We start from the raw sequence: 14320 nt of genomic DNA, 5'->3' as shown, positions 1-14320 counted from the left end.
GATTCCGGCGAAGCCCGCCTGATCCCGGCCGCGCGGAACAAACCTATATGTAGGGTAGGACGATGATGCGGCCGTAGTTCGTGGAGCGGATTGGGCCCTCGACCCGGAGCTTGTCAAGCTATGGCGCGACAAAGGCGGGCGGCGGTGCCCCGGAACACCGCCGCCCGCCTGTGTCGCGCATGCTCGACCCGTTTCGTCCTTACCTTGAGCAGCGCTGGGAAGCTGGCTGCCGCAAGGTGGCCGAACTCTGCCGCGAAATCCGCGAGCGGGGCTTCGCCGGCAGCTTCCAGACCGTCGCACGGTAGGCTGCGGAGCGCCGAGCGGTTCCCCTGCCCGACCCGGCCTCCGTCACGGCCGGGTCGGCCGCGGTTCGCAGGCCGTCGCGCCGGCGCTGCGCCTGGTTGCTGGGGTGCGAACCTGACCAGATCAGTGCCGAGGAACGCGATCTCGTGCACCGCATCACGGCTGCCGCGCCTGCACTCGATGCCGCTGCCGGTCTGGCGCGGCGGTTCGCTGCGATGCTCCGCGGCGGCGATGCTGCCGATCTGGACGCTTGGCTCGCCACGGCACGCGAAAGCGAGCTCGCCAGTCTCGCGGAGGGCATCGGCCGCGATCTGGCCGCCGTCCGCGCGGCCATCACGGAGCCCTGGAGCACGAGCCCGGTCGAAGGCGAGATCAACCGCATCAAGACGGTGAAGCGGCAGATGTCCGGTCGCGCCAGCCACGCCCTGCTGCGGGTGCGCGTGCTTGCCGCATAGCTGAGCGGCGACGTAGCCGCCGGCGCGCCCCGCTGCACCGAAATCGAGGAAGAGCCCCTGACGCGCGGCATGACGGCCTCGAACAGCGCCCGATCCAGGCCGCGCCGGACCAACTCGCGGTGGAAGCGGGCGAAGGCAGTGCGCTCGGGCGTGGGCTCGTGCGCGGCGAAGCCGCAGAACCGCCGGAAGCTGGTGCGATCGTCCAGCGCCTCGGCCAGCCTGATGTCGGAGAGATCGTGCCAGGTCGCCAGCAGTAGAGCCCGGAACAGGGTCAGCGGCGGCCAACCAATCTCACCCTTCGCCGCTGCCGAGATGCCCTTGAGGGCGCGGTCAATCTCGGCCCAGTCAAGCAGCGTGGCGAGTTCCGTCAGTGATGATGCGGCCCACGGCTCCGGGCGTGCGATGAGATCCTCCTGCCCAATCCGCCGCCGTGCCATCCCGACCTCCGCCGTCAGAATACGGTCAGCGAATCAGCCGGATCGCCGCCTGTCCGAACACATCCGCGCACAGGTCTCATTACAGACCATCCCAGGCCCGGTTGCGCTGGGCCGGCACGCGCGCGATGCTCGGGGCGGAGGCCGCCCCGATGATCACGCCGCTCAGCAGCAATGGCGCGCCATGCGCATGATATCGGCAGGGCGGCAGGGCACCTCGCGGTGACGGCCGCCCTGCGCGACGAGGGGAGCTGAGCCCGATAATGCGCTCCCCCCTCGCGCCAGGCCTGGCTGATCCTGGTCAGCGGCTTCCTGGCCTTCACCGTCAGCGCCAGCTTGATGCATGCCTACACGGTCTTCCTGCTGGCCTTCATCGAGGAATTCCACTGGGGCCGCGCGGAGAGCAGCGTGGCCTATTCGGTGGGGCAACTGGTCGGCGGTGCCTGCTCTCCCCTGGTGGGCGGGTTGGCGGACCGTGTGGGTTCCCGCCGCATGGTGCTGCTGGGCGGCTGCCTATTGACGCTGGGACTGCTCGGCAGCGCCTTCGCCACGACGCTTTGGCACATTGTCCTGCTCTACGGCGTGGTGATGACGTTCGGTGCGACCTGCATCGGCCTGGTGGTCCTGGTGCCGCTGGTTTCGCGTCTGTTCACCGCGCAACGCGGCATGGCGATCTCCATCCTGCAGTCGGCCAACGGCTTCGGCCGCGCCGTCTCGGCACCGGTGGCGCAGATCCTGGTGGACGGGCTGGGCTGGCGCAGCGCTTATCTGCTGCAGGCGGGCACCATGGCACTGCTGGTCCTGCCACTGGCTGCGATGTTCCCCCGCGCCGGGGCGACTCCCAGTGCTCCCGACGCTCCCGCCACCGCGGCCGCGACGGCGGCACGGCAATGGACCCTGGCCGAGGCGGCGCGCACCCGGCACTTCTGGCTGCTGCTCCTTGTCTACATGTTCACCAGCATCGGCAGCTTCCTGGTCTCGCTGCACCAGCTGGCCTTCGCCGTGGGCCAGGGGTTCGAGCCACTCTATGCCGCGACGGTGCTGGGCATGGGCAGCTTCCTGGCGCTGCCAGGGGTGATCCTGACCGGCACGATCTCCGACTACATCGGACGGGAGAGGGCGGCGCTGCTGGCCTATGGCATCTCCATCGTCGGGGTGGCCTGCGCGCTGCTGATCGACGGGCCCGACCAGCACCTGCTGCTTTGGCTGCATGCCTGCTTCTTCGGTCTGACCTGGGGTGCGCGCGGCCCGGCCATTACCGCCAAGACCGCGGACCTCTTTCCGGGCCCCAGGCTGGGGACCATCCTGGGCGTCATCACCATCGGCTCCGGCCTGGGTGCGGCAATCGGCTCCTGGGCCGCGGGGCTGCTGTTCGACCTGACCGGCAGCTACCGGCTGGCCTTCATCCTCTCCATCGCCGCCTATGTAGGTGGATCCATCGCCTTCTGGGCGCTGCGCCGGCCCATGGGGCGCTGAGGTGTCGCCGCTGGCTCACAGGACCTGGCAGCCTGGTGCGCCTGGGGCCGTCCGAGGGTCACTCCATCGACTGGCCGACACAGGATGGCCGACTGCGGCGCCTCACCGTCCCGCGGGTGGCAGGGCGTGGCGCGGAGCCGGTGGTACCGCGCTCCGCGGCATCCACCCCAGCCCGGTTCCAGTCGGCCTGATCCGCCGCTCGCATCTACCCCCGCCCACCTCGCGTTGACCTCCCATCGGAAGCGAGGCGGAGCATGCCCCCGGGTTCCCCATTCTACACAATCGGCCATTCGACCCGATCGGTGGTGGAACTGGTCGATCTGCTCCGCGAAGCCGGGGCCGATTTCGTCGTGGATGTCCGGACGATCCCCCGTTCGCGCACCAACCCGCAGTTCAATGCTGACGCCCTCCCAGCAGCCTTGGCCCCGTACCAGATCGGCTATCGGCATTGCGGGCGCCTGGGCGGCCTGCGCGGCAAGCAAAAGGACCAGGGCCCCTCGCGGAACACCTTCTGGGAAAACACAAGCTTCCGAAACTACGCCGATTACGCAGCCACGCCCGACTTCCGTGAAGGCATGGCGGAGCTGCGTGGCCTCGGCGGCTCTCATGTCTGCGCCATCATGTGTGCCGAGGCAGTCTGGTGGCGCTGCCACCGACGCATCATCACCGACTACCTGCTCGCAGGCGGCCAGGAGGTGTTCCACATCATGGGGCCGGGGAAGATCGAGCGGGCCAGCATGAACTCGGCGGCCGTCCTGGAGCCTGACGGGACGCTGGTCTACATGGGCAGCCATCCCTGACGGGAGCGGGCGGCGGGTCCACCGCCGGGATTGCCAGATGACCTGCGGATTCCGGGCGATGTTCGCCTCCGTTGCCGGAAACGCAAAAAGCCCCATGACCTCGGGATGAGGTCATGGGGCTTTCTGGCACCTGCCCTTTGGGCAGGGGCGTGGGTGGCGGCTACCGCACCGGGCTGCCGGGGCTGGTGGGCACCCGGCGGCGGCGCTCGAGCACCGCGGCCTGGAAGCTGCGGAACCCGGGCATCCGCGCGAAGCGGACGAGATAGCCGCCATGGCTCAAACACCTACACGTCCAGATTCGCCACCTTCAGCGCATTGGACACGATGAAGTCGCGGCGCGGCTCCACCACATCGCCCATCAGCGTCGAGAAGACCGTCTCCGCATCCTCCACATCCGTGACCTGCACCCGCAGCAGCGTGCGGACCGAGGGGTCGAGGGTGGTCTTCCAGAGCTGGTCCGGGTTCATCTCGCCGAGGCCCTTGAAGCGCTGGATGGTCAGGCCCTTGCGGCCCTGGCCCAGGATGCGCTCCAGCGCCATCACCGGCCCCTGCACCGCCGCTTCCGTGCTTTCCAGCAGCAGGGCCGCGGGGCCGCCGAATTCGTGGGCCAGGATCTCCCGCCGCTCATCCAGCCAGCGCGCCTCGGCGCTGCGGAGCGCGGCCGGGTTCAGCGCATGGCGCTCGGTCACGCCGCGGACCACGCGCCAGACCTGCAGCCCGCCCTCGCCGCCGCTGGCATTCCAGTGCCGCTCGGAGGGCAGCGCCAGATCGTTCAGCCGGCCGACCAGCCGGGCCGCGCCGGCCTCGCCGCGTTCCCGCTCCAGGGTCAGCGCGCCGGCGACGGCCGCCTGCTCCACGATCTCCACCGGCACATGCGCGGCCAGGCGGCGCACCCGGCTGGAGACCTGGCGCAGCACCTCCATCTCGGCGCGCAGCTCCTCGCCGGCGAGTTCGCGGCCATCGGCCAGGCGCAGCCGCGCGCCGGCCAGCGCCTTCTCCAGCAGGAAGTCCTCGAGCGCCTTGTCGTCCTTCAGGTAGCGCTCGTCATTGCCACGCTTCGCCCGGTAGAGCGGCGGCTGCGCGATATAGAGATGCCCACGCTCGATCAACTGCGGCATCTGCCGGAAGAAGAAGGTGAGCAGCAGGGTGCGGATATGGCTGCCGTCCACATCCGCATCCGTCATGATGACGATGCGGTGGTAGCGCAGCTTGCCGGCATCGAAGCCGCCCTTGGACGGCTCGCCCGGCCCGATGCCGGTGCCGAGCGCGGTGATCAGCGTGCCGATCTCCGCGCTGCTCAGCATCTTGTCGATCCGCGCCCGCTCCACGTTCAGGATCTTGCCCTTGAGCGGCAGGATCGCCTGGAACACCCGGTTGCGGCCCTGCTTGGCGGAGCCGCCGGCGCTGTCACCCTCGACCAGGAACAGTTCGCACTTGCTGGGGTCCTTCTCCTGGCAATCGGCGAGCTTGCCGGGCAGGGTGGAGATGTCGAGCGCATTCTTCCGCCCCACCTTCTCCCGCGCCAGTTGCGCCGCCTTGCGCGCCGCGGCGGCGAGCACGACCTGCTCCAGGACGAGCCTGGCTTCCTTCGGATGCGTCTCGAACCAGTGGGAGAGCGCATCGGCCACCGCCACATGCACCACCGGCTGGACCTCCGAACTGACCAGCTTGTCCTTGGTCTGGGAGGAGAATTTCGGGTCCGGCACCTTCACCGAAAGGACGCAGGTCAGGCCCTCCCGCATGTCCTCGCCGGCGAGCTCCACCTTCTCCTTCTTCGCCATGTCCTCGGCGTATTTCATCACCACGCGGGTCAGCGCCTGGCGCAGCCCGGCCTGGTGCGTGCCGCCGTCGCGCTGCGGGATGTTGTTGGTGAAGCAGAGCGCCACCTCGCGCGGCGTGTTGTTCCACCACATCGCCAGCTCGACCTGGATGCCCTCCTGGTTCTTGGCGACCAGCGAGATCGGCGGCCGGAACAGCGGCTCCTTGCCCTTGTCCAGCCATTCGACGAAGGCGACGAGGCCGCCGCGGAACTGGAAGAACACCTCCTGCGCCGGCACGTGCCGGTCGTCCCGCAGCGTCACCGCCAGGCCGGAATTCAGGAAGGCGAGTTCCCTGAGGCGCCGTTCCAGCACCGCGAAGTCGTATTCGACCATGGTGAAGGTGGCGCTGCTCGGCTTGAAGGTCACCTCGGTGCCGGTGAGTTCGGCGGAGGGGCCGACGACCCGCAGCGGCGCCACCGTCTCGCCATGCTCGAAGCGGATGAGGTGCTCCTGGCCGTTGCGCCAGATCTTCACCTCCATCCATTCGGACAGCGCGTTCACCACGGAGGCGCCAACGCCGTGCAGCCCGCCGGAGACCTTGTAGGAATTCTGGTTGAACTTGCCGCCGGCATGGAGGCGCGTCAGCACCACCTCGACGGCGGAGACACCCTCCTCCTCGTGCATCTCCACGGGGATGCCGCGGCCGTCGTCGCGCACGGTGACGCTGCCATCGCCGTTCAGCGTGACCTCGACCTTGGTGGCGAAGCCGGCCTGCGCCTCGTCGACGGCATTGTCGACGATCTCGAAGGCCATGTGGTGCAGGCCGGAGCCGTCATCGGTGTCGCCGATATACATGCCGGGCCGTTTCCGCACGGCCTCCAGGCCCTTGAGAACGGTGATGGATGCGCTGTTGTAATCGGCCCCGCCCAGGGTCGAGTTGCTGTCGGACGGGGTGGATTCGGCGCGCGCGGCGAGGTCGCTCATGCCGGCGGCAAGCTCCTGTGCGATCTGGTTCGGGAAACTACCCGTAATATAGGGATTCAGGCGGCTTCCGGCACGGGAAAATCGCCATCCGGAACGATCTGCCCGGGCAGGGCGCGGAACACCTCCGCCACCCCCGCAGCGGCGCGAATATGGCAGGATCCGTTCCGGTGAGGAAGGCCTGGGCCGGCAGGGCGGCCAGCGCCCCGAACAACGCCTCCCGCCGGGGAGCGTCCAGATGCGCCGCCACCTCGTCCAGCAGCAGCAGGGGGGCGAAGCCCCTGGTCTGCTCGATCAGCGCCGCATGGGCCAGCACCACGGCGACCAGCAGCGCCTTCTGCTCGCCGGTGGAGCAGAGCGCGGCGGGCAGGGATTTCGGCACATGGGTGAAGCCGAGATCGGCCCGGTGCGGGCCGCTCAGGGTGGCGCCGGCCGCCGCGTCCCGGCCCCGCTCCGCTGCCCACCCCGCCCGCAGCCCGTCCTCGACCGCCAGCGCCGGGGCCTGGTCCAGCGCCGCCGCCACGGCGCAGTGCAGGCTGAGCCGGGCCGCCGGGAAGGCGCCGGTGATGCCGCCCTCCAGGGCCGCGTTCAGCCGGCCGACCAGGCCGCGCCGGGCGGCGGCGGCGGCCACGCCGTGGCGGGCCATGGCATCCTCCAGCGCCGCCAGCCAGGCGGGGTCGGGCGCGCGCCCCTCCCGCCGCTCCCCGGCCAGCAGGCGGTTGCGCTGGGCCATGGCATTGTCATAGGCGGCGACTTCCCGCGCATGGTGCGGCTCCAGCGCCCAGACCAGGCGGTCGAGGAAGCGGCGGCGGTCGCCGGCACCGTCCTGGAACAGCCGGTCCATCTGCGGGGTGAGCCAGACGGCGGCCACCCGCTCGGCCAGGTCGGCCTGGCTCTTCGCGGGCTGGCCATCCAGGCGGAAGACCCGGCGCTCGGCCGGGCCGCCCTCCGGCGTGCCGGTGCCGATGTCGAATTCGCCGGAAGGCCCCCGGAAACGCCCGGCGGCGGCCCAGGGCAGCGGCCCCTCCGGCCCGTGCAGGCCGAATTCCAGGATGCGCGCCCCGCGCAGCCCGCGGCCGGGGCCGAGCAGGCTGATCGCCTCCAGCAGGTTGGTCTTGCCGACGCCATTCTCCCCGGCCACCACCACGATCCGGCCGTGGAAGCCGGCGGTCAGCGCCGGGTAGCTGCGGAAGTCCCGCAGCATCAGGCGGGTGAGGGAAAGCGGGGGCATGGGGGAGAGATGGCCCCGCCGCCCGCCCGGGTCAGGTGGGGCGCTCATCCTGGCCAGGGATGGCATGCGGGGATGGCATGCGCCGGCACCGTCGGGCCCTGCCGATGCGGTCACCGGCAGGGCGGGGCGGGATCAGGTTTCCTCGTCGCGGTCGGCATCGACCTCGAGCTCGTCGCTGATCGCCTCGGCCTCGTCCTCGAGCTCCTCGGCATCCTCGATGGTCTCGTCGGCCTCGACATCCTCGAGTTCCACCTCCTCGCCCTCGGCCTCCGGGGTGGCGGCGCGCTTCTTCACCTTGTCCTCGGGCGGCAGCGGGCCGGCGACGCGGCGCGGGCGCGGCTGCTCGGCCGGCTGTTCCGTGCCGCATTTCGGGCAGACCGCCGGGGCGCGGGCGAGGTCGTAGAACTTCGTGCCGCAGGCGACGCAGACGCGCTTGAGGCCCAATTCGGGCTTGGCCATGGGGAAGCCTCGTGCTGAGAGCCGACCGGCGCGCAGGGTGATGTGGCGGCCGCGCGCAGGCCGGGAAAAAGGGCCCGCGCATTGCCACGGGGCAGCGGCCCGTGTCAAACGCGCCCTCCATGGCCGAGCTCCTCCCCCAGCCCCTCCGCGCCGCCGCCGCCCCGGCGCCCCTCTCCGGCTGCCTTCGCGTGCCCGGCGACAAATCCATCAGCCACCGCGCCCTGATGTTCGGCGCGCTGGCGGTCGGTACCACCAGCATCGAGGGATTGCTGGAGGGTGAGGACGTGCTCCGCACCGCCGCCGCCATGCGGGCCCTCGGCGCCACGGTGGAGCGCCTCGGCCCCGGGCGCTGGCGGGTGGCCGGCCGCGGCGTCGGCGGGCTGGTGGAGCCGGCGGATGTGCTGGACATGGGCAATTCCGGCACCGCCGCCCGGCTGCTGACCGGCCTGCTGGCCGGCCACCCGATCTTCTCGGTGCTGACCGGCGACGCCTCGCTCCGCAGCCGGCCGATGCGGCGGGTGACGGAGCCGCTGGCCGCCACCGGCGCGCAATTCTGGTCGCGCGAGGGCGGCCGGCTGCCGCTGGCGGTGCAGGGCGCGGCGGAGCCCCTGCCGCTCGACTACCGGCTGCCGGTGGCTTCCGCCCAGGTGAAATCGGCCTGCCTGCTGGCGGGATTGTGCGCGCCCGGCACCACACGGGTGGTCGAGCCGGAACCCACCCGCGACCATACCGAGAACATGCTCCGGCATTTCGGCGCGACGGTGCGGGTGGAGGACAGGCCGGAGGGCCGGGTGATCGAGCTGGAGGGCCAGCCGGGATTGGTGGCCGCCCCCATCCTGGTGCCGGGCGACCCCTCCTCGGCCGCCTTCCTGCTGGTGGCGGCGCTGCTGGTGCCGGGCTCCCGGCTGGTGCTGGAGAATGTCGGGCTGAACCCGCTCCGCACCGGCCTCCTCGCCACCCTGCGGGAGATGGGCGCCAGGCTCACGGTGGAGAATGCCCGCACCGAGGGCGGCGAGGCGGTCGGCGACCTGGTGGCGGAATACTCCGAATTGCGCGCCGTGGAGGTGCCGCCCGGCCGGGCGCCCGCCATGATCGACGAATACCCGGTCCTGGCGGTCGCGGCGGCGGCGGCGCGGGGCACCACCCGCATGCGCGGCCTCGGCGAGCTGCGGGTGAAGGAGAGCGACCGCCTGGCCGTCACCGCCGCGCTGCTGGCCGGCAATGGCATCCGGGCGGAGATCCTGGGCGACGACCTGCTGGTGCATGGCATGATGGGCGCCATCCCGGGCGGGGGCCTGGTCGCCACGCATATGGACCACCGCATCGCCATGAGCGCCCTGGTGCTGGGCCTGGCAACCCGCGCGCCGGTCGCGGTGGATGATGCCGGCTTCATCGAGACCAGCTTCCCCGGCTTCGCCGCCCTGGTGAACCAGGCCGCCGGCGGGGCGGCGATCGGGCCTGCGTGAGGCGGGCGTGAGGGCTGGGCTGGTCATCGCCGTGGATGGGCCGGCCGCCGCCGGCAAGGGCACCCTGGCGCGGCGCCTGGCCGCAACGCTCGGCCTGGCCTATCTCGATACCGGCCTGCTCTATCGCGCCGTCGGCCGCCGGGTGCTGGACCGCGGCATCGACCCGCGGGACGCTCCGGTGGCGCTGGCCGAGGCGGAGGCCCTCACCGCCGCCGACCTGGCCCGCCCCGACCTGCGCGGCCCGGAGGCCGATATGGCGGCCAGCGCCGTCGCCGCCATCCCGGCGGTGCGCACCGCCCTGCTGGAATTCCAGCGCGGCTTCGGCCGCCGCCATGGCGCCGTGCTGGACGGGCGCGACATCGGCACCGTCGTCTTTCCCGAAGCCCCCCGTGAAGCTCTTCGTCACCGCCTCCCCGGCGGAGCGCACCCGCCGCCGCTGGCTGGAGCTGCGCGGCCGCGGCATCGAGGCCGATCCGGCGCAGGTGGCGGCGGAAATCCGCGACCGCGACGCCCAGGACGCCAACCGCCCGGTGGCGCCGCTCCGCCCGGCCGCGGATGCGCTGCTGGTGGACACCACCCTGCTCGATGCCGAGGCCGCCTTCGCGGCGGCGCTGGAATTGGTGCGCGGGCGGCTGCGGACGGTGCCGGAGGATTCCGTTTGACCGGCCCCCTCGCCAGGGGCTAGGCGACGGGGAGCCGCGACCCCATATAGGGCGCGGTGTTCGTGTTTGCGGGGCCGGGAGCGTTTATGCTGCTCTGGCGTCGCTGGCCGAACCGGGAATGGGCGGGCCGATACACCGCCCTGGCAACGGGTCGACGGCCGCAGCGAAAGCGCCGGACCAAGTCGTGCCCTGGGATGGGCGGCACCGCCGCCATGCCGGAGGGGCGCAGGACCATTGGCCTGTCCCGGAAGCAGTTCCGGACCGGCCTCCCAGGAACCAACTGCCGCATGGCAACCGCCACGAGTCTCGCCACCCAGGATCGCCCTGGGGCGGGCAACACGCATGAAGATTTTGCCGCCCTGCTCGACGCCACCCTCGGCCCCGATACCGGCTTTGCAGGGTCGGTCGTCACCGGCCGCGTCATCCGGGTCGAGGACGATGTCGCCGTCGTCGATGTCGGGCTGAAGAGCGAGGGGCGGGTGCCCCTCAAGGAATTCGCCCCCCAGGGGCAGCAGGTCGGGCAGCAGGCCGGGCAGCAGGCCGAGGTGAAGCCCGGCGACCTCATCGATCTTTTCGTCGAGCGCTACGAGGACCGCGACGGCGCCATCGTCCTGTCGCGCGAGAAGGCCCGGCGCGAGGAAGCCTGGACCGTGCTGGAGCGCGCGCATGCCGCCAACCAGCGCGTCACCGGCACCATCTTCGGCCGGGTGAAGGGCGGCTTCACCGTCGATCTCGGCGGCGCCGTCGCCTTCCTGCCGGGTTCCCAGGTGGATATCCGCCCGGTGCGCGATGTCGGGCCGCTGATGGGCACCCCGCAGCAGTTCCAACTGCTCAAGATGGACCGCGCCCGCGGCAATATCGTGGTCTCCCGCCGCGCCGTGCTGGAAGAAGCCCGCACCGAGCAGCGCGGCGAGCTCATCAAGGGCCTGAAGGAAGGCGCGGTGCTGGACGGCGTGGTGAAGAACCTCACCGACTACGGCGCCTTCGTCGACCTCGGCGGCGTCGATGGCCTGCTGCATGTCACCGACATCGCCTGGCGGCGGGTCAACCACCCCTCCGAGGTGCTGACCATCGGCCAGCCGGTGAAGGTGCAGGTGATCCGCTTCAACCCGGAGACCCAGCGCATCAGCCTCGGCATGAAGCAGCTGATGGCCGACCCCTGGGAGGGCGTGGCGCTGAAATACCCGGTCGGCGCCAAGTTCAGCGGCCGCGTCACCAACATCACCGACTACGGCGCCTTCGTGGAGCTGGAGCCGGGGGTGGAGGGGCTGGTGCATGTCTCCGAGATGAGCTGGACCCGGAAGAACGCCCATCCCGGCAAGATCGTCTCGACCAGCCAGGAAGTGGACGTGATGATCCTGGACGTGGACGAGCCGAAGCGCCGCATCTCGCTCGGCATCAAGCAGGCCCAGGGCAATCCCTGGGAGAGCTTCGCCGAGGCGCATCCGCCCGGCACCATCGTCGAGGGCGAGATCCGCAACATCACCGAGTTCGGGCTGTTCATCGGCCTCGGCCCGGATCTCGATGGCATGATCCATCTCTCCGACCTCTCCTGGGACGAGCCGGGCGAGACCGCGATCACGCGCTTCGAGAAGGGCCAGACCGTCAAGGCCAAGGTGCTCGATGTCGATGCCGAGAAGGAGCGCATCTCGCTCGGCATCAAGCAGCTGGAGGCCGACCCGGCCGCCGAGGTGCTGGACCGCGTCCGCAAGGGCGACATCGTCACCTGCGTCGTCACCCAGGTGCAGGCCAATGGCATCGAGGTGAGGATCGAGGAGGTGCTCACCGGCTTCATCCGTCGCGCCGAACTGGCGCGGGACCGCGCCGACCAGCGCCCCGACAAATTCGCCGTGGGCGAGAAGGTCGATGCGAAGGTGGTCATGGTGGACCGCGCCGCCCGCCGCCTGACCCTGACCATCAAGGGCAAGGAGATCGAGGAGGAGCGCGAGGCGATGAAGGAATACGGCAGCACCGATTCCGGCGCCTCGCTGGGCGATATCCTCGGCGCCGCGATCCGCCGGCGGCGGGAGATGGCCGGCGAGGAGTGATTCTCGCGCCGCGCCGGGTCAGCCCTGGCGCGGCCATGGCTCGAATGGAGGGGGTGGGGCTTTCGGGCCCCGCCCCTTTTCGTATCGCGGCCGCCTCAGGGCGGCGGCGCACCGCCGCCCAGGCGCTGCACCTCCGCATTGCCCAGGCCCCCATTGATCTGGCCGGTGCCGCGCACGATCGGCGCCTGCACGCCCTGGCCCGTCGGCGTCCGCTGGATGCTGGCATTGCCGGTGCCGCCGCCAACGATCTGGCCGGTGCCCGGCACGATCGGCGCCTGCGCGCCCGCGCCAACCTGCGACCGCTGCACCTCGGCATTGCCGAGGCCGCCCATGATGCGGCCGGTGCCCGGCACGATCGGGGCGGCGGCGCTGCTTCCGACATTGGTCGGCTGCTGCCTCATGCTGTCGGTGCAGGCGCCCAGGGCCAGCGCCCCGACCGCCGCCACACCCCAAGCCAATCCTCTCATGCTCATGTCGGTCCTCCAGGAACAAACAGCATTGCGCAAATGTGTCGGCGATGATTTGGTTTCATACGGTTCCGCCATCGTTCATTTCCGACGGGGAAATGGCCCTTTCCGGGTGGCGCCGGCGAATTGCCCGCTGTCCGCTTTCCCGGCCTGCCCTGCTGGGATAGGAAGCGCCCATGGGCCTCGAATCCGATCTGCTGATCGACCGCCGGCGCCTCAAGCGCCGCCTGTCCCTCTGGCGTGCCGCCGCCGTGCTGCTGGCGGCCGCCGGCATCATCCTGCTGGCGGGCAGGGCGGTGGATGCGCCGTTGCTGGGCCGTGGCCATGTGGCGCGGCTCGCGGTGCAGGGCTTCATCGGCGATGACCGCAAGCTGATCGAGGCGATCGACAAGCTGGGCAAGGACCACGCCACCCGCGCCCTGATCGTGGCGATCGACAGCCCTGGCGGCAGCGTCGGCGGCGGCGAGGCGCTCTATGCCGCGCTGGAACGGCTGCGGCAGAGCAAGCCGGTGGTGGCTGTGATGCGTGGCACCGCCGCCTCGGCCGGCTACATGACGGCGCTCGGCGCCGACCGCATCCTGGCCCGGGAATCCACCGTCACCGGCTCCATCGGCGTGCTGCTGCAGAGTTTCGACGCCTCGGACCTGCTCGGCCGGATCGGGGTGCGGGCCGAGACCATCGCCTCCGGCCCGCTCAAGGACCAGCCGAGCCCCTTCCGCCCGCTCTCGCCCGAGGGCCGGGAGGCGCTCAACCGCGTCATCGCCGACATGCACGACCAGTTCGTGGCCAAGGTCGTCACCGCCCGGCACATGGAGGAGGCGGTGGTGCGCAGCCTCGCCGATGGCCGCATCTTCAGCGGCCGCCAGGCCCTGGCCGCCGGGCTGGTGGATGCCATCGGCGGCGAGCCGGAGGCGCGGGCCTGGCTGGCGGCGGAACGGCAGGTGCCGGAGGATCTGCCGGTGCAGGACCTGGAAACCCGCGGCGTCTCCGAGCGGCTGCTTGGCTCGCTCTTTGGCGGCATGGTAAAAACCGTGCTTTCAGAATGGCTTGGCGTTGACGGTTTCCGCATGGTCTGGCAGCCTCCGGGCTGATCCCCGGGATGACGGCGATGACCAAGAGCGAGCTGATCGCGCAACTGGCGGCGGAGAACCCGCATCTCCGCCAGCCCGATATCGAGTTGATCGTGGCGACGATCTTCGAGGAGATCACCGCCGCGCTGGCGCGTGGCGACCGGGTGGAACTCCGCGGCTTCGGCGCCTTTTCCGCCAAGCGGCGGGACGCGCGCACCGGCCGCAACCCGCGCACCGGCGCCGCCGTGCCGGTGGCCGGCAAGGCGGTGCCCTATTTCAAGCCCGGCAAGGAATTGCGCGAGAGGGTGAATGGCGGCCAGCCGCAGGCGCTGCTGCGCGCCGCCCGCACCCCGGAACAGGTGGCCTGATGCGCTGGATCCTGCTGCTGCCGTTGCTGATCCTGCTGGTGCTGTTCGGCCTGTCGAACCGGCAGGAGGTGGTGCTGCGCCTCTGGCCCTTCGATCTCGGATGGGCGGTGCCGCTTTCGGTGGCGGTGCTCCTCATCGGTGCCCTGGCCTTCCTGCTGGGTGCCGGCATCGCCTGGGCGGCCGGGCTGCCATATCGCCGCCGCGCCCGCCGGCTGGAGGAGGCGGCGCGGCTGATGGATGCCGAACTCGCCGAGCACCGCGCCCGCGCGGCCAAGGAGGTCGGCCCGGTGCCGCCGCCTGCCAGCAACCTGGCGCGGCTGCAGCGCCCGGCGGCCTGACG

The 14320-nt window shown here is 71.1% G+C and carries 13 protein-coding genes and 2 pseudogenes; 10 read left to right on the top strand and 5 right to left on the bottom strand.

Translation table 11 applies throughout. The annotated features are described in order from the left end of the window. Window positions 1-179: 179 nt before the first annotated feature. Together KSF81_RS30855 and KSF81_RS03945 are read left to right on the top strand one after the other, a co-directional pair. Entirely contained in the window at window positions 180-305 is a 126-nt protein-coding gene (locus KSF81_RS30855; protein WP_256444380.1) for a hypothetical protein, read from the top strand. 24 nt (window positions 306-329) lie between these two features. Further along, a complete protein-coding gene (locus tag KSF81_RS03945) occupies window positions 330-758 on the top strand; it encodes a transposase (RefSeq protein WP_256444300.1) in 429 nt (142 codons plus the stop codon). A gap of 86 nt (window positions 759-844) precedes the next feature. Here KSF81_RS03945 and KSF81_RS03940 read toward each other — a convergent pair. Next, window positions 845-1195 (bottom strand): annotated as a pseudogene (locus tag KSF81_RS03940) (transposase); the annotation flags it as partial. Between the two features lie 288 nt (window positions 1196-1483). On the opposite strand from KSF81_RS03940, the gene KSF81_RS03935 reads away from it, so the two are divergent. Both KSF81_RS03935 and KSF81_RS03930 read left to right on the top strand, forming a co-directional pair. Further along, window positions 1484-2668 (top strand): MFS transporter, encoded by a 1185-nt coding sequence (locus KSF81_RS03935; RefSeq protein WP_309139696.1) that lies wholly within the window; start codon window positions 1484-1486, stop codon window positions 2666-2668. A gap of 305 nt (window positions 2669-2973) precedes the next feature. Continuing rightward, window positions 2974-3468, top strand: coding sequence for a DUF488 domain-containing protein (locus KSF81_RS03930; protein ID WP_309139467.1), 495 nt, complete (start codon window positions 2974-2976; stop codon window positions 3466-3468). A 284-nt stretch (window positions 3469-3752) separates the two neighbouring features. Here the strand turns inward: KSF81_RS03930 and gyrB are convergent, their stop codons facing one another. The 3 genes from gyrB to KSF81_RS03915 all read right to left on the bottom strand — a co-directional run bounded on the left by gyrB (window position 3753) and on the right by KSF81_RS03915 (window position 7899). After that, window positions 3753-6212 carry a DNA topoisomerase (ATP-hydrolyzing) subunit B gene (gene gyrB, locus KSF81_RS03925; RefSeq protein WP_217377869.1) on the bottom strand — a complete coding sequence of 820 codons (2460 nt, stop codon included), beginning with the start codon at window positions 6210-6212 and terminating at the stop codon, window positions 3753-3755. 37 nt (window positions 6213-6249) lie between these two features. Further along, a complete protein-coding gene (gene recF / locus KSF81_RS03920; RefSeq protein ID WP_217377868.1) occupies window positions 6250-7440 on the bottom strand; it encodes a DNA replication/repair protein RecF in 1191 nt (396 codons plus the stop codon). A 132-nt stretch (window positions 7441-7572) separates the two neighbouring features. Beyond that, on the bottom strand, window positions 7573-7899 hold the full coding sequence (locus KSF81_RS03915) for a TIGR02300 family protein (protein ID WP_217377867.1): 327 nt from the start codon (window positions 7897-7899) through the stop codon (window positions 7573-7575). Window positions 7900-8018: 119 nt separating this feature from the next. Between KSF81_RS03915 and aroA the strand changes: the two genes are divergently transcribed. The 3 genes and pseudogenes from aroA (at window position 8019) to rpsA (ending at window position 12075) form a co-directional block, all read left to right on the top strand. Next, the gene (gene aroA, locus KSF81_RS03910) at window positions 8019-9365 is read left to right on the top strand and encodes a 3-phosphoshikimate 1-carboxyvinyltransferase (protein WP_217377866.1); all 1347 of its coding nucleotides are present in this window, start codon (window positions 8019-8021) and stop codon (window positions 9363-9365) included. A 7-nt stretch (window positions 9366-9372) separates the two neighbouring features. Next, a pseudogene (gene cmk / locus KSF81_RS03905) lies at window positions 9373-10027 on the top strand ((d)CMP kinase). A 287-nt stretch (window positions 10028-10314) separates the two neighbouring features. Continuing rightward, window positions 10315-12075, top strand: coding sequence for a 30S ribosomal protein S1 (rpsA, locus tag KSF81_RS03900; protein WP_217377864.1), 1761 nt, complete (start codon window positions 10315-10317; stop codon window positions 12073-12075). A 95-nt stretch (window positions 12076-12170) separates the two neighbouring features. Here the strand turns inward: rpsA and KSF81_RS03895 are convergent, their stop codons facing one another. Next, complete coding sequence (locus KSF81_RS03895) at window positions 12171-12548, bottom strand: hypothetical protein (RefSeq protein ID WP_217377862.1); 378 nt, start codon at window positions 12546-12548, stop codon at window positions 12171-12173. 170 nt (window positions 12549-12718) lie between these two features. On the opposite strand from KSF81_RS03895, the gene sppA reads away from it, so the two are divergent. Genes sppA through KSF81_RS03880 form a run of 3 tightly spaced genes read left to right on the top strand, consistent with a single transcriptional unit; the run spans window position 12719 to window position 14318 of the window. Further along, window positions 12719-13633 carry a signal peptide peptidase SppA gene (gene sppA, locus KSF81_RS03890; RefSeq protein ID WP_217377860.1) on the top strand — a complete coding sequence of 305 codons (915 nt, stop codon included), beginning with the start codon at window positions 12719-12721 and terminating at the stop codon, window positions 13631-13633. Window positions 13634-13650: 17 nt separating this feature from the next. Beyond that, complete coding sequence (ihfB, locus tag KSF81_RS03885) at window positions 13651-13980, top strand: integration host factor subunit beta (RefSeq protein WP_217377859.1); 330 nt, start codon at window positions 13651-13653, stop codon at window positions 13978-13980. Then, complete coding sequence (locus tag KSF81_RS03880) at window positions 13980-14318, top strand: lipopolysaccharide assembly protein LapA domain-containing protein (RefSeq protein WP_254453355.1); 339 nt, start codon at window positions 13980-13982, stop codon at window positions 14316-14318. Before ihfB ends, KSF81_RS03880 begins: the two co-directional genes overlap by 1 nt. The last annotated feature ends 2 nt before the right edge of the window (window positions 14319-14320 follow it).

The sequence above is a fragment of the Siccirubricoccus sp. G192 genome, assembly GCF_019084075.1.
Taxonomy (GTDB): Bacteria; Pseudomonadota; Alphaproteobacteria; order Acetobacterales; family Acetobacteraceae; genus G192.
This window is presented reverse-complemented; position numbering and strand designations above follow the sequence as displayed.

Coding starts and splice junctions, on each gene's coding strand:
- sppA (WP_217377860.1), top strand. CDS start 12,719: ATGGGCCTCGAATCCGATCTGCTGATCGACCGCCGGCGCCTCAAGCGC.
- rpsA (WP_217377864.1), top strand. CDS start 10,315: ATGGCAACCGCCACGAGTCTCGCCACCCAGGATCGCCCTGGGGCGGGC.
- aroA (WP_217377866.1), top strand. CDS start 8,019: ATGGCCGAGCTCCTCCCCCAGCCCCTCCGCGCCGCCGCCGCCCCGGCG.
- KSF81_RS03915 (WP_217377867.1), bottom strand. CDS start 7,899: ATGGCCAAGCCCGAATTGGGCCTCAAGCGCGTCTGCGTCGCCTGCGGC.
- ihfB (WP_217377859.1), top strand. CDS start 13,651: ATGACCAAGAGCGAGCTGATCGCGCAACTGGCGGCGGAGAACCCGCAT.
- gyrB (WP_217377869.1), bottom strand. CDS start 6,212: ATGAGCGACCTCGCCGCGCGCGCCGAATCCACCCCGTCCGACAGCAAC.
- KSF81_RS30855 (WP_256444380.1), top strand. CDS start 180: ATGCTCGACCCGTTTCGTCCTTACCTTGAGCAGCGCTGGGAAGCTGGC.
- KSF81_RS03880 (WP_254453355.1), top strand. CDS start 13,980: ATGCGCTGGATCCTGCTGCTGCCGTTGCTGATCCTGCTGGTGCTGTTC.
- KSF81_RS03895 (WP_217377862.1), bottom strand. CDS start 12,548: ATGAGCATGAGAGGATTGGCTTGGGGTGTGGCGGCGGTCGGGGCGCTG.
- recF (WP_217377868.1), bottom strand. CDS start 7,440: ATGCCCCCGCTTTCCCTCACCCGCCTGATGCTGCGGGACTTCCGCAGC.